Here is a 19,649-nt window from a genome sequence, read left to right on the forward strand (position 1 = left end):
TCGCAATTCTAGCCGCTTTGTAACCACGGATAGTTCACTGCACGCTGAAGTGTCGCAGCCAGCCAGCCGAGGCAGCATTTTTCACTTTTTCGAATTTGACCGGCTTGCGCGAAGGCTCCTGCATGGCTGATCCAGTGAAATCCAAGCATCGATAAATCTTCTCTGTTTGATTTATCCTCTTCCATGGCTGCGCAAGCATGCGCATGGATCTTTCACGATGACCACTGAGCCCGAACAACCCGAGACGTTAAATACTGACAAATGGATGTCCAAGGGGGATGCCGCCCGCGCCCGGGGCGTGTCCCGCCAGGCCATTTGGGAGTTGGTAAACCGGGGACGCTTGACCACATGCCAGTTCAAAGGAAGGGTCTATGTCTCGCGCGCTGAAGTCATGGGCTTCGCCCGTCGACCAAGAGGCGCTGCTGGAACGGGCTACGTCAGGATGAAAATTGTCCGTCCCAAGAAGAAAAAGCTTGATCCCACGAAATGGGTTTACATCGTGGAGGCTGCGCGGGAAACGGGTCTGCCCCGACTGGCAATCGTAGACCTGATCCGGAGAGGCCGCATAAGAAAGATCGTGAGTGCGGGCAAGACATTTGTTTCTCGGGCCGGAATTGAAGAGTTTATAAAACGTACTCCGGAAGCGAAAAACAGAGCCGCGATCAAGAAATAATTTCCGTCGCACCAAGTTAGGTCGGTTTGTATTCAAAAGAAAAAGCTCCCCATATTTAAGGGAGCTTTTCTTCACTTCGCCGATGGCGTGTCTACTGCAACAATGTCCCGTTCGTGTCTTCTTCAGCTTTTTCCTGCAACACCACCGCTGACGCAACGCGATCGCCTTCTTCCAAATGCAGGAGGCGGACGCCCTGGGTGGATCGACCGGCTTCGCGGATCGTCTTGGTGTCAATGCGGATGATTTTGCCAAACTGGCTGATCAGCATGGCTTCAGACGTCTCGTCCACCAGCATGATTCCCACCACGTTGCCGTTGCGTGCCGTGGTCTTCACATTGATCACGCCCTTGCCGCCGCGCGACTGCAACCGGTATTCTTCCACCGGCGTGCGCTTGCCGTAGCCCTGTTCGGTCACGCTCAGAATAAGGCTGGGGAGCGTCTCTTCTGTTGCTTTGCCATCTTTGCCTTTGCCATTCGTCTTCTTGAGCTCTTTCGGAGTGACCGCCATGCCGACGATGTAATCATTCTTGTCCAGATCCATGCCGCGAACGCCGTAGGCCGGACGTCCCATGGAGCGCACATCTTCTTCGTCAAAGCGGATGGCCTGGCCCTCATGCGACGCCAGGAAAACGATCTGATTGCCGTCGGTAAGGCGCACCGCTACCAGTTCATCGTCTTTGTCGATGCCAATGGCGATGATTCCGCGTGACATCACATTGGAGAAGTCTTTCACTGGTGTCTTCTTCACCGTGCCTTTGCGCGTGGTAAAGAAGATGTAGCGGTTCTCTTCTTCCAAATTGCGGACTTCCAGCAGCGTGCGTACGGTCTCGCCTGGCTGCAGCGCCACCAGGTTGCCAATGTGCTTGCCCTTGCCCGCCGCGCCTACGTCCGGCACCTCATACACCTTGAGCCAGTAAACACGTCCGGTGTTGGTAAATACCAGTAGATAGGAATGCGTCGATGCGCTGAAGAGATACTCGACAAAATCTTCTTCACGGGTCTTCATTCCAGTGCGGCCCGTTCCGCCGCGCCGCTGCTGGCGATAGGTTGATTGCGGTGTGCGCTTCAGGTATCCGCTGTGGGAGACCGTCACAATCACCTGCTCATCGGCGATGAGGTCTTCCAACGTGATTTCCGTCGATTCGTCGGTGATCTCCGTCCGGCGCTTGTCGCCGAACTGCTCTTTCACTTCTTCCAGTTCTTTCACGATTACGCCGCGCAGCTTCTTGTCTGAAGCCAGAATCGATTCCAACTCGGCAATCTTTCCGCGAATCTCTTCCAGTTCTTTCAGGATTTCTTCGGTCGAAAGCCGCGTCAGGCGATAGAGTTGCAATTCCAGGATCGCATCTGCCTGGCGAGGTGAAAGTTTCCCTTCCGCTCCGCCCACTTTCGCCTGGATAGCCTTGTCTACGATCTTGAACTTCGCCGCCAGCAAATTCTCTTTTGCTTCAGCGCGCGAGCCCGATCCGCGAATGATCTTGATCACCGCGTCCATATTGTCCAGCGCGATCTTATAGCCCTCTAAAATGTGTTCGCGTTCGCGGGCTTTTTCCAGCAGGTAGACCGTGCGCCGCCGCACCACGTCCACGCGGTGATCAATAAAGTGCTGGATCGCCTGCACCAGCCCCATTTCCTTGGGCTGGCCATTTACCACGGCCAGGAAAATCATGCTGAAGCTTTCCTGCATCTGCGTGTGCTTGAAAAGCTGGTTCAGGATGATCTGCGCTTCGGCCCCGCGCTTTAACTCCACCACAATGCGCATTCCGTCGCGACCGGATTCGTCGCGCACGTCAGAAATATCGTCGATGACTTTGTCATTCACCAGTTGCGCAATGCGTTCAACAATCTTCGCTTTGTTTACCTGATAGGGGATTTCCCGCACGATGATCGCTTTGCGTCCCTGGTTCAGGTCTTCAATCGCGGCCTTGGCTCGCATTACAAACTTGCCGCGGCCATGCGTGTAAGCGGCTTCAATTCCGCTGCGTCCGTAAATGTACGCGCCCGTGGGAAAATCGGGGCCTTTTACGATCTTTAAAATCTCTTTGAGCGGCGTGGCTGGCGCGTTCACCAGCAAAATCGCCGCTTCCACAACTTCAGTGAGATTGTGCGGAGGAATGTTGGTTGCCATGCCCACGGCAATTCCGTTTGATCCATTCACCAATAGATTAGGAATCCGCGTTGGCAGGACCGTCGGCTCGACTGTTGACTCGTCATAGTTCGGTACAAAGTCAACGGTCTCTTTGTCGATGTCTTCCATCAGCGAGCCGGCAATGCGCTGCAAGCGGCACTCTGTGTATCGCATCGCTGCTGGAGGATCGTTATCTACAGACCCAAAATTTCCCTGGCCATCAATGAGCGGATAGCGCAGTGAGAAATCCTGCGCCATGCGCACCAGCGTGTCATAAATTGCTGAATCGCCGTGCGGATGGTAGAGACCCATGGCTTGTCCCACTACCTTGGCGCACTTGGTGTACTTCTTGTTGTACTGCAGGCCCATCTCCTGCATGGTGTAGAGGACGCGCCGGTGCACCGGCTTAAGTCCATCACGCACGTCAGGCAGCGCGCGGCCAATAATTACCGACATTGAGTAATCGAGATACGAGCGCCGCATCTCCTCTTCAATGTTGATCGGCTGTATGTTTCCCGCGTTCGTACCGCCGCCATCGCCACCCGGAGGAGGCGTTAGGGGGAGCTGCGGATTCTGTTCATCGGCCATGTTTTTCTCTCATTCAGGACGGGCGAATTTTACGAACGCTGCAACAATTTCGGCACACCTTGTGATCACACCGAAATGTGCGCTAAATAGCTGCATTTACAGGAAGTTATGTGCAATAGAAATACAAGAAATTATACCATAGATGAGCGCGCAATCTGAGCTCGACGAATAGGCCGCGCATAGGCCGGAATCCGAGACATTGGCAAGACGTCAAGAATCACAATTGTTTGTAGAGACAAGTCATTTTAAGCAACCGGGTAAGGGCTTGGGGGGAGCAGGTTTTCCGCCATTCAATTCAATGACGCGCGCTTTCTGATCCGCTATAGGTGGAACACAATATTGTGCTCGCAATGAATCCGGGATCAGTAAATAGTTATAAGGCTCTTGTAAATATTCGTCCTGCTTTTTGCTCTCCTGATCATTCCTTGCGACCGCGCTCGGGGAAGAGTGGCTCACCTGGACTGCGGGCTGCGCCTTTTCTATCACTTTGTTGGCTTTGTGTCTTGCTGAGAGCCGCCTGTTTCCTCGCTTGGTCCAAAAATTCCATATATCCCCGCTCCGCATATTGCGTGCCAAAAACCTGTGGCTGTCCTATGGCCTGAAGGTAGCGATCCAGCGTGGCAGCGGCAATCCAGCGTCCATGAGGGTCTCCCTTGCTCACCGCGAGCATGGCCAATACGTGAGCCAGCAAGTAGTCCTCTGCTTTGTTGCCGTGCTGAAAAATGAATGCCGCATCATGGAAATCCTCGCCTGTTTGCAGCACACCTTGATTTAGAAGTTGGCTGGCCCGTTGCCGTCGAACGATATCATTGGCATTCATCTGTTCCGGCGTAATCTCCGCTGGCTTTTTGCCATCGAAAGGAACACCGCGGTCCGTCTGATCATTGATATAAAGCTGGTGGATTTCGCTGGCTCTTGGTGGATTTGTTTGCGCCGTACAGCAAATCACAACTAGCACGAGTAGCAGGATTGCGAATGATCGCTTCAGCATCACTGAATCTCCATGCAGATAGGCCCCAATACATACTGCCAATAATGCTATGGGAGCACTGTGGGATCTAATTCAGCTTCATCACCACGCCGCGATCGTCGTTTGCCTTGAGCGTAGCCGCAGAATCAATCTCATCCATCTGGATTTTTTTGAGTACCTTGCTGGAGAAATCAAATAGCGTTCCGCCCATAATGGCGTAGTTTTTAGTCTCAAGCTGGTGACCATCTTTAAAGATGAAAACGGTCGCGGGTGTTTTATCTTCTACCACCGGTGCTGGCGCTTGAATTTCAGTGTCCTCGCTAGGCTCCGACCGCTTATCAGACTTTCTTTCATCCTGCTGTGGCTGTTGACGGCGACGCTCCCGAGAATCCATGTAGTGTTCACCGTAACGGCTGTCAGCTTCACGATTCATGGCATCGCGAGCGCCTTGCAGATAGGCAGCACGTAATTCATCGTCACTTCGCTCATTGGAGGCTTGCTGGGCCGGCGCTGGATCGGCCGAACTCTCGGGAACGTATGGATCGGCAGCCGAAGGATAGCTTTCATCGCCAAAGTACGGATAGAAAACCGGTATCGGCAAAAACAGCTGGCGGTGCGACCGGGGATTTCCAAACCGGCGCAGCGGACCATGAATACGGATTGAGCGTTGAGGATGAACGCCGAAAGGTATCTGCGTGGGAGAAACCACGCTGGCCGGAATTCCATGCTGGCGGCCATCCGCGGTCGGGGACACCACCGACGCCGGTGCTCCATGGCTGAAAGTCTGCGCTTGAGACACTTGCAGGGCGAAGGCCAAAAAAGGAACGATCAAAAGTCGTGGAGACATAAGGCACCTGCTTGGAGTACCAACCTGAAGCTACTTCAATCATAAACCCACGCGACCGGCATTTACACCGGATTTCGCACCCAGGTAATGAGCGCCATCACGGTCAGAACGGCGCGAACCACAAAACATGCAGCCAAAATCAAGGCTATTGGCCGCCGGAAGCGGGTTTCCAGGAAGTCCGCAGCCAGACCGCCAACAAATATAAACACAAAACTTAACCCTAAAGTTGCGTCCCAGATGCGGATGGCAGGTACAAGGCTAAACAGCAGCACTGCGGCCAGGCTGGTTAAAAGAGGGGCAGTATTGCCGAAATAGCGTGCTCTGCCCCAGCTGCCGTAGGCCGTGAGCGCCGCAATGAATAGAAAAACCAGCACATAACCATCTGTGTGCCCGGACAACGCGAAGGTCAGATTACTCAAAGTGTCCAGCGTAGGCTTTTGTGCCAGAAGCGGCTTGATGCCTAATCCAAAGCTGCCGGTGAGCCAATAAATTGCTGCCCAAATCCCACAGCCAATGCCGGACGCACTGGCCAGGACTATGAACGCCCTTTTGCGGCATCCTGGCGCAAGGTACATCATGTCACCAAAAGCCAGGAGCACCAGAGTGATGGACCACCACGCGGTAGCAAGGGCAAAGCCGATGGAAAGTCCCAGGATGATAATGCGTGGCACCCATTTTTTCGGCGGGGCGTAAAGCGTGTGGGCCACGCCAATCGCCGTATAAATCAGTCCCAGGCTGCTCCACGCCAGAATAATTTCCGGACCAATATTGCTGCAGACGGTAATCATCGCGGGCGAAGTGCAATAGAGCGCCAGCGCAACATAGCCGCCATCGTCATCAAACAGCCGACGCGCCACCCACCACAAAGCTGCTCCCAGCCACAGGCCAAAAACAACAAATGGCAACCGCAGCATCCAGGGGCGTGGAACGGCCAGAGCTGCGCTTATCGAGGGATTTGCGATTTTTCTCGCTAGCGTAATGAGCCGCACGGGCAAAGCGGCCACCCATCCGGTAAAGGGAGAAGGGCTGACGGCCTTTTCACTTTTGCCTGTCAATCCGGCGGCAATGTAGCGGTATTCCAGGTCAGAAAGCTTGCGCGTGTTGGCCGCCCAAAGGCATTGCACCACAAATGCCAGCAGCATGAGCCCGGCAAAAACCTGCGGCCGGCCAACCCTGAATTCTCTGATCACCTGGAGCATGAATTCACATTTGTATCATGCAGTCGCGGCGAAAGCTCAACGCCATCGTGCAACTTGATTCCCCGCGTTCCCCATTAAAGCCAATTCTGATAGATTTTGCTGTTCTTTCATGCGGGGATCATCATAGAGTTGCAATATGGAGCCGGAAATTTCATCTAGCGCGGCATCGAACAAGCTCTCATTCATCTTTTACAACGATCGCGGCTTGCGCGCTGGCTGGCGGCTGCTGATCTATTGCGGGATGATTTTTGTCTTGATATTGGGGGTGGGAGCCATTGCCAAGCGTATTGGCTCAGGCCAGGCAAAGGGCGCTCCATCTTCCGATATTCTTCGCGCCATTTTCCAGGCCATTGGTGAACTCATTTTGTTTCTGGTTCTCTTGTTCCTGGCATGGATCATGAGCAAAATTGAACGCCGCCCCGTAGGCATTTATGGCCTGCCTTTGCAAAGGTCGGCTGTTTCCAGATTTGTTCGAGGATATTTGTTCTGGGGATTTCTGCCACTCGCTCTTCTGCTGTGCATTCTGCGAGGACTTCACATTTTTTATTTCGGCAACCTCAGCGCTCTAAATTCCCAGATTATCGGCTGGGGTGTGCTTTGGTTCTTTGTCTTTTTACTCGTGGGATTCTTTGAGGAGTTCTCGTTCCGCGGTTATTTTCTTTACACCCTAGCGGATGGAATCGGCTTCTGGCCCGCGGCCATCATTCAGGCAATCTTGTTCGCTCGAGTCCACATGGGCAATGGCGGCGAGACACGCGTTGGAATTATCGCAACAGGCATTTTCGCCCTGTTCGCGGCAGCCACGCTTTGGCGAACTGGCAATCTCTGGCTTGCCGTGGGAACTCACGCCGGCTGGGATTGGGGACAATCATTTTTCTTTGGCGTGAATGACAGTGGCTTCCAGTCGCAAGGGCACCTTTTTAATCCGCACCTGGCGCAAGGGCCTGACTGGCTCACCGGCGGCAGCGTGGGACCGGAAGGCAGCGTGGTCACGCTGGTTCTCTGGGTGCTCATGACAATTCTTTTTCTGGCGCTTTATCGAAACCGGCGTGAACCGGTGCTGGTGATTACCGAAGGCCGACCTCGCCTGTGACTTGTCAATAATTTATTGAACACACTTAATGCTACTTGTAGCATTATTGCTAGCAAAGTCATCAGCATCTTGCGTTGAATGGAGAATCAATGTCCGAAACGCACAATCCTCTTGATCGCGAATTGGCATTCTTTGAGCAACACAAGTCTGAATGGCTACCGCAATACGAAAATCAATTCGTCGTGGTGGCTGGGGACAAGATCGCGGGCTTTTACGGTGATTATGAGAGCGCCTGGGTCGCAGGGACAAAGGAACTTGGGCATCAGGCAAATTTCTTGATTAAACAGATTTGCCAGCATGAACCTGTTCACTTCCTGTACTGATCACCATAACCGTTCGGTTTCCTTCTCGAGACGCCATCCCGAACTGCGAAGCCGAGGCTTTGCTGAGGCTGAGCATGTGAGGGATTGGCTCCGCTACCGCTTCGCGGAAGCTCAGGATGAAATGTAGACAGACTGCTATATGAGCACTTCTTCAGACCCAAATTGCATCTCTTCGAAGGCTATGGCGTCTTTGCTGCCTTTTTCGTGTTTGCCAGTTCAGTGACAGCCTTGAGGCGCTCTTGACGTTCATAGCGAGTGATGTACCAATCCTTGATAAGCAACTCAATTAGGCCAATCAGCTGAGCTGCTTCATCCGGATCAACATCTACAATGACATTAATGTCTTTTCCATGTGTGCGCCGATATTGCCTACTTGTCGCACAGCATCTATTGCCTTCCACGTGAGGGGATCAACTTTGTCTTTGATTGCTTCTATTTCATCGATCAAGCGCGCCTTGCTGATTCCCCAGAAGCCCCGAATCATGCCCTGCAAGCAACGGCGAGCTAAGGTGGCAGAAGCCTTTGGACTCAGTTTTTTTATCGCACACGCCTCGGCATAATCGTCACGAATACTGGCAGGGACATAATCAGGAAAAACCTTTGCATCAGAAGCTGGAATTAAACTCCACTGCGACAGGAGTTCCGTTCTTTCCCAATCCGTGCCTTTCTTTTCGTATTTATACAGGTTCACATCTAATGTGTACTTTTTGCAGTGTGGATTTGGGCACACTACAAAATGTGTCGAGCAGACACGCGATCCTAGTGAATTGGCGATCGTCATCGTGTGTGAACTGTTTGAGATGTCGTACTGCGTAATTGTGGTATCACGCCCGCAAAATGGGCACGTCCAATGGTAAGTAGGCATTGCTAAATATCCAGATTCTTTACGTCCAGTGCATTCTCTTCAATGAACTTCCGGCGCGATTCAACGTCTTCACCCATCAGCGTGGTGAAGATTACTTCACAGGCTTCAATGTCTTCAGCGCGGACAGAAAGCAGCGTGCGCCGCTCAGGATCCATGGTTGTCTGCCAGAGCTGTTCTGAACTCATTTCGCCCAGGCCCTTATAGCGCTGCACGCTATATTCTTTTTTCCCTTCAGCAAGGACGTAGTCAAATAATTCACGCGCTGAGTTTTTCTCCACGCGCTCGGCTTCAATCTTGGTTCTGCGAATTGTGGTCTTGGATGATTTCTTGGCGGCTTTTTCCAGGTCCTCGCGTTCCGCGTCGCTCAGATCCGCGGAAGCATCTTCTGTGCCTTTGCCCGCCACTTCCACCACGAACGGAGGTTCCATGTAGCTTTCAATCTGCTTGAATTTGGCTGTCATCTGGCGGTATTCCGGCGTGGACGCGAGTGCCCAGTTGATCTGGCGCTCAGCGCCCTGGGAGTCAGTGAACTTTACGCCCCAGACGTTATGCTCTTCGTCAAAGTAGCTCTCCACCTGCTTGAGTTGAGCCGCTTTGGCCAGCTTGTTGATCTCTTTCACGAGCCGTTCAATCTTCTTTGGTGGGTTCTTCTTATCACCTTCAAAGTCGGCGCGCTGAGAGATGTCGAGCCGTGGCAACCACTCGGTAATCTGCTCATTGCGTATGCGCTTGTCCACCTTGTCAAAGAAAACCAGGTACTCATTCAGGGTGGTCATGAATTTGGCCAGGGCTGCGCCTTCTAGCTTGGCGGCTCCCTCTCCATAGCGGACAGTCATTCCTTCCGCTGCGCGCCGCACCATCACCCTTACAAATTCTCGATCGTCCTTGATGTACTGCTGTGATTTGCCTTTCTTGATGCCGTAAAGCGGCGGCTGTGCGATGAAAACATTTCCGCGCTTGATGAGTTCATTCATGTGGCGGAAGAAAAACGTGAGCAGCAGCGTGCGGATGTGCGAACCGTCCACGTCGGCGTCTGTCATCAGGATCACTTTTGCATAGCGCAGCTTGGAGGGATCAAAATCGTCTTTGCCGATGCCCGTGCCCAGCGCCGTAATCATGGCGCGGATTTCCTCATGGCTCAGCATCTTGTCGTAGCGTGCTTTTTCTACGTTGAGGATCTTTCCTTTCAACGGCAGGATTGCCTGAAAGCGCCGGTCGCGTCCCTGCTTTGCGGTGCCGCCTGCGGATTCACCTTCGACCAGGAACAGTTCGCAGCGGTTTGGGTCGCGCTCTGAACAATCCGCCAGTTTGCCAGGCAGTCCGCCGCCGTCCAGCGCGCCTTTGCGACGCGTAAGATCGCGTGCTTTGCGTGCAGCTTCACGCGCTCGCGCGGCTTCAATGGCTTTGTTGATGATCTTTCGCGCTACCGGCGGATTCTGTTCAAAGAAAGCACCCAGCCGTTCATTGAGAAATGCCTGAACGATTCCGGCAATGTCAGAATTCAATTTGCCCTTGGTCTGACCTTCAAACTGCGGCTGCGGCAACTTCACGCTAACCACAGCGACGAGACCTTCACGGACGTCGTCACCCGTCAGGTTTTCTTTTACGTCTTTAAAAAGACCAAGCTGCTGGCCGGCGTAGTTAATCGTGCGCGTGAGCGCCGTGCGGAAGCCGGAAAGATGCGTTCCGCCATCCACCGTGTTGATGTTGTTGGCGAAGCTGAAAACTGTTTCTGAATAGCCGTCGTTGTATTGCAGAGCGATTTCCATTGCCACGCCTTCACGCTCGGCTTCCATGTAAATCGGCTTGTCGTGCAATACGCTCTTGCCACGATTCAGATGCTTGATGAATTCTGCGATACCGCCGGAGTATTTGAACTCCAGCTTTTTCGCCTCGCCGGTCTTGGGATCGGTAAGGCGCTCATCGGTAAGCGTGATTTCCAGACCTTTGTTCAGGAAGGCGAGTTCGCGCAGACGCTGGGCCAGCGTGTCAAAGTTGTATTCCGTTGCGGTGAAGATTTCCTTGTCGGGTAGAAAATGTATTTTGGTGCCGCGCTTTTTCGTAGTCCCGGTTTTCTTCAGCTTGGTCTGCGGATCGCCCTTGGAGTATCCCTGCTCCCACACGTGCCCGTCGCGCCAGATTTCCAGATCAAACTGATGACTGAGCGCGTTGACGCAGGAAACACCCACGCCGTGAAGTCCGCCTGAAACTTTGTAGTTGGAGCTGTCAAACTTTCCGCCGGCATGCAGCTTTGTGAGCACAACCTGAGCGGCGGGGACTTTTTCCCCATCGATCAACATATCGTCCACGGGAATGCCGCGTCCGTCGTCAACCACGGTTATGGAATTATCAATGTGAATTGTTACGTCGATCTGAGTGGCATATCCGGCCAGCGCTTCATCCACGGAGTTGTCAACAACTTCATAGACCAGATGGTGGAGTCCCATCTCTCCGTTGGAGCCGATATACATTGCAGGGCGCAGCCGTACTGCTTCCATGCCCTCAAGCACTTTGATATCTTCCGCGGTGTAATTCCCATTACCGTTGCCGCCGGTCTTTTTGCTTTTGTTTTGTTCTGCCATTTGTTTTGCTGTCGCAGTTCCAGATTCGCGGGTAGACAACTTGCAGGCTCCTGTTTTGCTGACGCAAACCGCCCACTATTTCAGGCCTTATGTAAATTAGTCTGAATGACTCTCAAGTTACTGTAAATTCAATGGCTTAGTGGATGTGCGCCGTAATTTTTATTGTATCACAACCGGAGTTGAAGCGAGGGTTCTTAAAGGAGCCAAAACACGCGCTTGAGTAAGGCATTCAGAGCCCATTTTCGGGACAACCGTTTCCAGTTGGATGAAGCGCGTCTTCAGCCGCCTACGGAATGGGACACCCGCGTGCCAGGAAACAGGTTGGAAAGTTTTAAGAATTTTAAGAATTCTGTGGAAAATGTTGCCTTTCAGGATTCCCCCAACGGCCAGCGTCTGGAACAACCCTCAAAAAGGCCTTCCCATCTGCCTCGTGCCATCTATTACCAAAGTAACCTAAACTCAATGGGTTACAGGTACTTTGGGCCACTCACCTTAGTACTCATAAGGGACGCACTGCCAAATTTGGTCGGAGGAACAAAATTGCCCCAAAAAACTTTCTCAAATAGTACTAATAAACCATTGAAAAATCAGGGATGAAATGTATACTCAAGCCCGCGTTTCAGAATACCGAAATGCACCACACCAAGGACCAAGTTTTAACCCATATAAAAGATTTCAAAAGAATAAAAACAGGAGAGATTCCCCATGAAAGCGCTTCTTCGTTCGTCAATTTTCGCTCTGTTCGTTTTTGCAGGCTATGCTGCCGTGGCCACCGATATCAGCAAGCCGCATTCAAATGCTGCCATACCGTACCCTCAATGTCCGCCACGTGCGACATGTGCCATTAGTAAGTAGTTCGGCATGGTTACGGTATCCAGGTTTTCCGGGTCGGGGAGATTTTTAAAATCAATGGCTTACCCCGTTTAGCAACCTGGACTATGATTACTAAATAGTAAATTGTACTTTGGTGTTGACGAGAGGCTTGTGAGAGCCTCCGTAGGGGTAGTATGCTTACGCTCCTTCGGAGGCAAAAGTGCATATCTCCCAAACTCAGTGGATTTTCATAACGCTGGCAGTAGTTGCTGGCGGCATACAGGGCTTCATTCTCCGCATTCTGAACCAGCGCAAATTGCGGACGGAATTCCCCGTCTTCTTCCGTTACTCCGCCATCTGTATTGCCGCTTACATCTTGAGCTTGGTCCCGTTTGTTTTCTTTTGCCCTCAGTTTTTTTACGTCTACTGGGCCTTTACCGGCCTCACCATGGTTTTTGAGTTTTGGGTTTTGTACGAACTGCTGGTCAATGCGCTCAAGCCGTATTCGGCCCTCATCGATCTGGGCAAAATGTTGTTTCGCTGGGCCGCCGTTTTTCTGGTTCTGGCCGCGCTACTTACAGCGTTCGCTACAGCCGGCTCCGGAAACAACAAAATGATTGCTGCTATGGAATTGCTGCAGCGGACGGTTCGCCTGATGCAGTGTGGTCTTTTACTGCTTTTCTTCGGCCTGGAAAAACGCCTCGGGCTATCGTGGCGTACTCATAGCATGAGCATTGCACTCGGTCTTGGCATCTATGCCGGAGTCGATCTAAGCACCACGTACCTGATTGACCGCCTACCTGCATTGACCGTCGTTTTCCAGACACTCGCCACTCTTGTCTATATCAGCGCCGCTTCGCTCTGGGCATACAGCCTGGCCAAGCCTGAGCCTGTGCGCGGCAACGTACTGGATTCGCCTCGCCGCCTCATCTTCCAGCGCTGGAATGAAGCGCTTTTGACTCACACCGTCCGCGGCGAAATGGCCTTTGCCGGAAGCGGAATGGAATCATTCCTTCCAGGTGTGGAACAAACGGTGGAACGCGTTCTCGCTCGCAAAATAGTCCAGTAAGAAAATTGCCTCCAAGAAATTCAGGCCGGACAGTTGTCCGGCCTGTTTTATTGCGCTGTTTTTCGCTGATCTCAGATTCGCATCGGCATAACGATATACCGATAACGGTACTCGCTGTCCGCGGCCTCGTCTGGACGCAACTGCCCTGCTGTCTGAGCGTCCTTGAATTCAAAGCGAACGTCGCCCGAGCCGACCACCTTCAGGAATTCCAGCAGGTACTGTGAATTGAATCCGATCACCATGGGATCGCCGGCGTAAGCGGTTTCAATCGAATCTTCTGATTCGCCTGTCTCCGTGTTTGATGAAGACACCTTTAATTCGTTTTTCTCGACGCGCATACGAATCGCGTTGGAGCGTTCGTCAGCGAATTGCGCGACGCGCTGGATGGCAGATGAAAGCTCGTCGCAATGAACAGTCACAAACTTGTTGTTTTCGCGCGGAAGAACTGCTTCATAGTTGGGAAACTGCCCGGTGAGCTGCCGGGATGTCAATAGACGTCCGCCAATTCGGAAGAAGAGGGTCGATTCGTCTTTGGCAAACTCCACAATCTGGGTGTCAGTGCTGTTTAGCAGGGTGCTCAGCTCAGCCATGGCTTTTTTAGGCACCAGCACCTTTAGTTCCCCACTCACAGGCAGCTTGGTGCCGCCGTGTTCGATATGCGCCAACCGATGTCCGTCAGTGGCGACCATGGTCAGCGATTCCGGTTTGAGCACCAGGAGCGCGCCATTCAATGTGTAGCGCGATTCTTCATTGGAAATTGAGAAGATGGTCCGGCCAATCAACTGGCGCAATACCTGCGCGGGAAGCTGAAGCGCTGATTCGGCGGGAAACAGAGGCAGTGCGGGAAAATTTGCTCGCGCCATGCCCACCATTTTGGTATTGGAGCGTCCGCTGCGAATCTGTACCCAGTGGTTTTCCAGCAGCTTGATGCTGATGTCGCCATCAGCCAGCAGCTTTACGTAGTCATAAAGCTTGCGCGCCGGTATGGTGCATGAGCCTTCTTTTTTCACTTTTGCAGGACACGATGTGCGCAGGCTCAGATCAAGATCTGTTGCGGTAATTGACAGCTTGTCCCCGCTCGCTTCAAAAAGAAAGTTGGAGAGAATGGGGATGGTGGTCTTGCGCTCCACCACGCCCTGGGTTGCCGTGAGTTCCTTCAACAGATCGTTTTTGCTGACGCTGATTTCCATCGTAGTTCCCACCTCAGTGCCCACGGCGGAAGGCATAATCTTTGGCCCCCTGAATAAATTCTAAATGCTGTGCACAAAATGTCACTTCATGCAGGATACAGCAAATCCCGCTAAAAGCGGCTCTGCCGTTGCTAGTAGCGCTTCTGTTCTGCGGCTGCCATTCTAATCTTTTCATTTTGGTCTTTGGTAGAAAATCGCTGCCCCAGAATGTGGAGAACCTGTGGATTTTCTGCACTAAACTTACGGCAAACCGCTCGAACTCGCCGATGTGGACGCGAGCCCGATAGCCGATCCTTCGCCTTCGCATCTTGACATAGAAAAAGGGGAAATGTCTGGTGCGCTCGGCCCAGGATAGCGTTATCGTTAGGGATAATTTGTCCTAAACCTACAAAAAATGGATTGAACGTCGACCTCTAGCTGTTCAAGGTCTCCGTTAGTTTATTCAACAGCCGGTTCAGATCCTTGTCTGCTTGCCGCTGTTCCTCAATCTTGTCGATTGAATGCATGACAGTGGTGTGGTGCTTACCGCCAAATTGCCGGCCGATTTCCGGCAATGACGCTTCCGTCATCTGCTTAGCCAGATACATGGCAATTTGTCGCGGGAACACAATGGCGCGAGAGTTGCTCTTGGCTTTGATCTCAATCACGCGCAGGCCAAACTGCTCTGCCACTGCTTTCTGAATGGCATCAATCGTGATCTTGCGCGCCTGTGAGTCGATGAAGTTCTTCAGCACCTGTTGAGCAGTAATCAGGCTGATTTCAGCTCCGGTCAGTGAACAATACGCAATCAGGCGGATCAACGCGCCTTCCAGTTCGCGAACATTGGTGCGCACATTGGATGCGATGTACAAGGCGAGATCAGTTGAGAGAACGACGCGTTCCGACTCTGCTTTCTTCTGCAGGATCGCAACTTTGGTTTCCAGATCGGGCGGCTGAATGTCGGCAATCAGGCCCCACTCAAAGCGCGAGCGCAAACGGTCTTCAATTTCCGGCAGCTCCTTCGGCGGACGATCGCTGGCAATCACGATCTGCTTCATCGACTCGTGCAGAGCGTTGAACGTATGGAAGAATTCTTCCTGCGTGCGTTCTTTCTGCGCCAGGAACTGAATGTCATCAATCAGCAGCACGTCCACGTTGCGGAACTTATCGCGGAAGCTGATCATTTTGTCGTAGCGCAGCGAATTGATCATCTCATTGGTGAATTTCTCGCTTGAGATGTAGCAAATGGACGCCTGTGGCTGTCGGCGTTTTACTTCATGCCCAATGGCTTGCATCAAATGGGTCTTGCCCATGCCCACTCCGCCATACAGAAATAGCGGGTTGTAAGCTTTGGAAGGGCGCTCCGCCACGGCCTGTGACGCTGCATGCGCAAATTGGTTACCTGCGCCAATGACAAAAGCGCCAAAAGTATATTTGGGGCTGAGCTGCGCGGCGGAGTCCCAGTCAAAGCGCTGCTGTCTCGAGGTGGATGGCGCCGATGTGCCGCTGGCTGAAACCGGAGCGAAACCTCCATCGGAACGGACCGGAGGCACTGTGGGATCTTCTTCCGCGGTAACGAACTTTACGTCCTGATATTCAGGCGCCAGCGTGTCCATGGCTTCCTGAATCAGATCACCGAATTTTTCTCCCAGCTGACGAAACTCCGGGTTCGGTACCCGGACAAAAATTATGTTGCCGTTGATGTGGCTGAACCGTGTGGGCTTGAGCCATGTGTCATAGGAATGACGAGTAATCTTTTTTTCCAGCGCTCCGAGTATTCGAAGCCATGGATTCGCAGTTGCGGTAATTGTCGCAGCGGGTAATGACATTCTTGGGATGATTCCTATGTTGCGAGCCGGCCAGGGCCCGTGGTTGAACTCGAAGAAACTTGATCTTAACTCTACAAGGGCGAAGCAGAAGTGTTGAACACTTCATTGTGCAACAGATTTTTTTTCGACTGGTGGGCATACTAGCACGAAGTTCACCCGCTGGAAATGCATACGCCAGACTTTTTTTTGCCATCACCAAATTTTTTTCAAAAGGTAGCCCATAGTTTTGTCATCGTAGCTTTGCAATTGCAGCAAGCGTGGTGCAAGATTCCATTCTGTTGTCACACTTGCTACGTGATAGCGGTGTTCCTGTCGCGTGCCACATGAGAAATTGTCTGGTGAGAATAGCAACGGAGCAGTTTGCCGCCAGAAGAATAAACAACGATCAGCGGACTGGCGAAAAGTGTCACTTCAACAGTTGGTTGCACGGGAGGCAACGCAGAAAATAACTCCTACGAGCTCCTTCTGCTCGCAGGTTCCTCAAAGTGGCACGAAAGGCCCGAATTCCTTTATACTTGTCGTTTGCCCAGCGCAAACAATCCTGAGTAGGAGTTCCACAAGTCAATGCCCAAGCGCACTTTTCAACCTAACCGCCGCCGTCGTTCCAAGGTGCACGGTTTTCGCACGCGAATGAAAACAAAGAGCGGAAGGGCCGTTCTCTCCCGCCGCCGCGCTAAAGGACGCAAGCGCGTTTCCGTGAAGCCTGGCTTCCGGGAATAGTTTCACCCGCAATGTCCATTCTGCCTGCCAGACCAGCCGTGAAAGAAACTTCTAACAAAGTGTCGCAAGGCTTCCCCCGGGAAACGCGATTGCTGAAGCATGCTGACTTTCAAGTGGTCTACAAACAGGGCAGGAAGCACTTCTCCGGAAACATGACGGCTTTCTACCGCGAGAACCAGGATACCGTGGGGCCACGTGTAGGCTTTACTGTCGGGAAAGTGCTGGGTGGAGCAGTGGACCGCAATCGCATTCGTCGGCGCATGCGCTCGGCTGTGCGAAACCACCTGAGAGAACTCGCCCGCCCGCTGGATCTGGTGTTACATCCGCGCAAAAGCGTGCTGACCTTGGACTTTTCCCAACTGGATGCAGAGATTATGCAAGTATTTGCCGCCGTGCAACGAGGCCGTGGACGATGAAGCACCTTGCAACGTTTTGCCTGCGGTTTTACAAGGGCGCCATTTCTCCCCATCTTCCGGTCGCCTGCCGATTCGTGCCCAGTTGTTCAGAATACACAGCAGAAGCCGTTGCAAAGCACGGCTTGCTGTATGGATCAGCACTAGGGCTTTGGCGGCTCCTGCGTTGTAATCCTTTCGCGCGAGGAGGCTATGATCCTGTGCCGGCAAAGGGAGCCACAAAGGCAGTGGCGGTTGAGCGGCCACAAGCAGGGCAGAAGAGCTAGCAAGGTGCAACGATTCGGGAAGCGACAGGACTGATTGAAACGCGTATAAGGCCCGAGCGTCGCCGAGCCACGAGCCACAGGCGCACGACAGATGACTTTGGTAGACATGCTCCAGCGGTTTGGAGCGAAGCGACAGGATTGATCGAGGAGTGGCGAGGCCCGAGCGTCGCCGAGCCACGAGCCACAGGCGCACGACAGATGACTTTGGTAGACATGCTTCAGCGGTTTGGAGCGAAGCGACAGGAAAAGAAGAACCTCATTGGCTGAATATCGTAATCCGCAGAATGAACCTGGCTCAGACAAGCGCATGCTTCTGGCCCTGGTAGCTGTATTCGTGGTGCTTGGCGTGATGCAGTACTTTATGCCGAAGCCGAAGACGCCGCCGGCAAAAGACCAGGCACAACAGCAGTCGCAACAGGCCCAGCAAACGCCCAGCCCAGTAGCCGTACCTACAGCGTCCTCAACCCCGGTCTCGCCCAAGTCTCCCGCATCTGCGGTAAAAGTCCCCGTGAAGACGGCGGCGAGTGAGACGGAATCAGTTTTAGAGACTCCGACCTATCGCATCACCTTCACAAACCGCGGCGCCAGCGTGAAATCGTGGCTGCTTACGGAAAAAGAAAAGCTCAAAGACGGCACCGAGAAGTACAAATACACCGACGATAACGGCAAGCCCTTTGAATTGGTCAATCCGACAGTGGCAGGTCAGCTGGGGAATCCACTTTCATTCTTTGCCTACGATAAAGACCTTGAAAAAAAGCTAAATGAGTCTCTTTATGTCGGGGGCGCGGCAAGCGGCTCAACATCCGGCGCGTTGACGTATGAGTTCTCAGATGGAGAGGTCACGGTACGCAAGACTTTCCGTCCTGACAAAGACAATATCCTCAGCGTTGAAACTGAAGTTCTGCGGAACGGCCAGAGGGTCGCAGCCTATCCCAAGTGGGCCAGCGGTCTGGGTGACCAGATGGCGCCAGTTTCCTATACCAAGAGCCGGGTTGATTACCAGCAGGGATCAACGCTGGAACGCAAGGACCCAACTTCAGGCGGAATTATAAGAAGCAAGAAATGGATTGTTGGTGGAGATACTGTGCCCGGTCCATTGGATTGGGCCGCGACCGCCGACCAGTATTTCGCCGTCGCTTTTCTGCCGGACAGCCCTAAAGACTCAACGTTGGTTACGTTGAACTCTCAGGCGGAAGTCCCCAAAAATCCTGACAAGCCGAATGAAGGCAAAGACAAAGCCAACGTGGTTGGTCTGGCGTTTGGAAATACCGGTGGCCCAACGCGGGTTCGTGTATTTGCCGGCGCTAAAGCGGTGGACGTGCTGGAAAGTATTCAGAGTCATCCCGGCGGCCCTGATCTGCGCGGCATTTATGATTTCGGCACCTTCAGCCTTATCGCGCGACCGCTTTTCCTCTGGCTGAAATGGACATACGAGCACTGGATCAACAACTGGGGCTGGGCCATCGCGTTCCTGACCCTGGTGATAACCATGGCGCTGCTGCCTCTGCGCATTTCCAGCATGAAATCATCACTGCGGATGCAGAGAATCCAGCCGCAGATGAAGTCGATCCAGGAAAAATACAAGCGCTATAGCCTCACCGATCCGCGCCGCGCGGACATGCAGAAGGAGATGCAAGCGCTCTACAAGAAAGAGGGCGTCAATCCGGTGGGCGGCTGCTTCCCTCTGCTGCTGCAATTGCCCTTCCTCTACGCGTTTTACGCCATGCTGAATAACGCCATTGAGCTGCGTCAGGCGAGCTGGCTCTGGGTACACGATCTCTCCATGCCGGATCCCTGGCATCTGCTGCCGATCATTATCATTGTGGCGATGTTCGTGCAGCAGAAGAACGCGCCACAAGGCGGAATGGATCCGGCGCAGCAGAAGATCATGGCATTTATGGGCCCGCTGATGTTTGGGGCTTTCAGCTGGAGCATGCCAGCCGGACTTTCTATTTATCTGGCGCTCAGTACGCTGCTGGGCTGGGCACAGCAGATATTCATCAATCGCTCTGAACTGGGCCAGCAGGTCAAGAAAACTATTGAAAAGAGAAATGCGCGCAAACGCTAACGCATAAGCTGTAAAATTCCCCGGGGAGTTTGAA

The 19,649-nt window shown here is 52.9% G+C and carries 16 protein-coding genes and 1 pseudogene; 8 read left to right on the plus strand and 9 right to left on the minus strand.

The window, feature by feature from the left end; all coding sequences use genetic code 11:
* Nucleotides 1-8: 8 nt before the first annotated feature.
* Complete coding sequence (locus tag LAO76_17860) at nt 9-185, minus strand: hypothetical protein (GenBank protein ID MBZ5492793.1); 177 nt, start codon at nt 183-185, stop codon at nt 9-11.
* Between the two features lie 32 nt (nt 186-217).
* Here LAO76_17860 and LAO76_17865 point away from each other — a divergent pair, with 32 nt between their 5' ends.
* A complete protein-coding gene (locus tag LAO76_17865) occupies nt 218-673 on the plus strand; it encodes a helix-turn-helix domain-containing protein (GenBank protein MBZ5492794.1) in 456 nt (151 codons plus the stop codon).
* Between the two features lie 91 nt (nt 674-764).
* On the opposite strand, the gene gyrA is transcribed toward LAO76_17865, so the two are convergent.
* The 4 genes from gyrA to LAO76_17885 all read right to left on the minus strand — a co-directional run bounded on the left by gyrA (nt 765) and on the right by LAO76_17885 (nt 6,405).
* Nucleotides 765-3,389 (minus strand): DNA gyrase subunit A, encoded by a 2,625-nt coding sequence (gyrA, locus tag LAO76_17870; GenBank protein ID MBZ5492795.1) that lies wholly within the window; start codon nt 3,387-3,389, stop codon nt 765-767.
* A gap of 418 nt (nt 3,390-3,807) precedes the next feature.
* The gene (locus tag LAO76_17875; protein ID MBZ5492796.1) at nt 3,808-4,380 is read right to left on the minus strand and encodes a hypothetical protein; all 573 of its coding nucleotides are present in this window, start codon (nt 4,378-4,380) and stop codon (nt 3,808-3,810) included.
* A gap of 67 nt (nt 4,381-4,447) precedes the next feature.
* On the minus strand, nt 4,448-5,206 hold the full coding sequence (locus LAO76_17880; protein MBZ5492797.1) for a hypothetical protein: 759 nt from the start codon (nt 5,204-5,206) through the stop codon (nt 4,448-4,450).
* Nucleotides 5,207-5,268: 62 nt separating this feature from the next.
* Nucleotides 5,269-6,405 (minus strand): glycosyltransferase family 39 protein, encoded by a 1,137-nt coding sequence (locus LAO76_17885; GenBank protein MBZ5492798.1) that lies wholly within the window; start codon nt 6,403-6,405, stop codon nt 5,269-5,271.
* A gap of 136 nt (nt 6,406-6,541) precedes the next feature.
* On the opposite strand from LAO76_17885, the gene LAO76_17890 reads away from it, so the two are divergent.
* Together LAO76_17890 and LAO76_17895 are read left to right on the plus strand one after the other, a co-directional pair.
* Nucleotides 6,542-7,498 (plus strand): CPBP family intramembrane metalloprotease, encoded by a 957-nt coding sequence (locus LAO76_17890; protein MBZ5492799.1) that lies wholly within the window; start codon nt 6,542-6,544, stop codon nt 7,496-7,498.
* 89 nt (nt 7,499-7,587) lie between these two features.
* Entirely contained in the window at nt 7,588-7,821 is a 234-nt protein-coding gene (locus LAO76_17895) for a hypothetical protein (GenBank protein MBZ5492800.1), read from the plus strand.
* A gap of 179 nt (nt 7,822-8,000) precedes the next feature.
* Here LAO76_17895 and LAO76_17900 read toward each other — a convergent pair.
* Together LAO76_17900 and gyrB are read right to left on the minus strand one after the other, a co-directional pair.
* Nucleotides 8,001-8,686 (minus strand): annotated as a pseudogene (locus LAO76_17900) (DUF4145 domain-containing protein).
* A 2-nt stretch (nt 8,687-8,688) separates the two neighbouring features.
* Entirely contained in the window at nt 8,689-11,268 is a 2,580-nt protein-coding gene (gene gyrB, locus LAO76_17905; protein ID MBZ5492801.1) for a DNA topoisomerase (ATP-hydrolyzing) subunit B, read from the minus strand.
* A 1,033-nt stretch (nt 11,269-12,301) separates the two neighbouring features.
* Between gyrB and LAO76_17910 the strand changes: the two genes are divergently transcribed.
* On the plus strand, nt 12,302-13,150 hold the full coding sequence (locus LAO76_17910; GenBank protein ID MBZ5492802.1) for a hypothetical protein: 849 nt from the start codon (nt 12,302-12,304) through the stop codon (nt 13,148-13,150).
* Between the two features lie 71 nt (nt 13,151-13,221).
* On the opposite strand, the gene dnaN is transcribed toward LAO76_17910, so the two are convergent.
* On the minus strand, nt 13,222-14,340 hold the full coding sequence (dnaN, locus tag LAO76_17915; protein MBZ5492803.1) for a DNA polymerase III subunit beta: 1,119 nt from the start codon (nt 14,338-14,340) through the stop codon (nt 13,222-13,224).
* A gap of 413 nt (nt 14,341-14,753) precedes the next feature.
* Nucleotides 14,754-16,148 (minus strand): chromosomal replication initiator protein DnaA, encoded by a 1,395-nt coding sequence (dnaA, locus tag LAO76_17920; GenBank protein ID MBZ5492804.1) that lies wholly within the window; start codon nt 16,146-16,148, stop codon nt 14,754-14,756.
* A gap of 564 nt (nt 16,149-16,712) precedes the next feature.
* Between dnaA and rpmH the strand changes: the two genes are divergently transcribed.
* The 4 genes from rpmH (at nt 16,713) to yidC (ending at nt 19,615) form a co-directional block, all read left to right on the plus strand.
* Nucleotides 16,713-16,868 carry a 50S ribosomal protein L34 gene (gene rpmH / locus LAO76_17925; GenBank protein ID MBZ5492805.1) on the plus strand — a complete coding sequence of 52 codons (156 nt, stop codon included), beginning with the start codon at nt 16,713-16,715 and terminating at the stop codon, nt 16,866-16,868.
* A gap of 11 nt (nt 16,869-16,879) precedes the next feature.
* A complete protein-coding gene (gene rnpA / locus LAO76_17930) occupies nt 16,880-17,284 on the plus strand; it encodes a ribonuclease P protein component (protein MBZ5492806.1) in 405 nt (134 codons plus the stop codon).
* A complete protein-coding gene (gene yidD / locus LAO76_17935; GenBank protein MBZ5492807.1) occupies nt 17,281-17,547 on the plus strand; it encodes a membrane protein insertion efficiency factor YidD in 267 nt (88 codons plus the stop codon). Before rnpA ends, yidD begins: the two co-directional genes overlap by 4 nt.
* A gap of 259 nt (nt 17,548-17,806) precedes the next feature.
* Nucleotides 17,807-19,615 carry a membrane protein insertase YidC gene (gene yidC, locus LAO76_17940; protein ID MBZ5492808.1) on the plus strand — a complete coding sequence of 603 codons (1,809 nt, stop codon included), beginning with the start codon at nt 17,807-17,809 and terminating at the stop codon, nt 19,613-19,615.
* Nucleotides 19,616-19,649: the final 34 nt, after the last annotated feature.

It is taken from the genome of Terriglobia bacterium (assembly GCA_020072645.1).
In the GTDB taxonomy this organism is placed as follows: Bacteria; Acidobacteriota; Terriglobia; order Terriglobales; family Acidobacteriaceae; genus Angelobacter.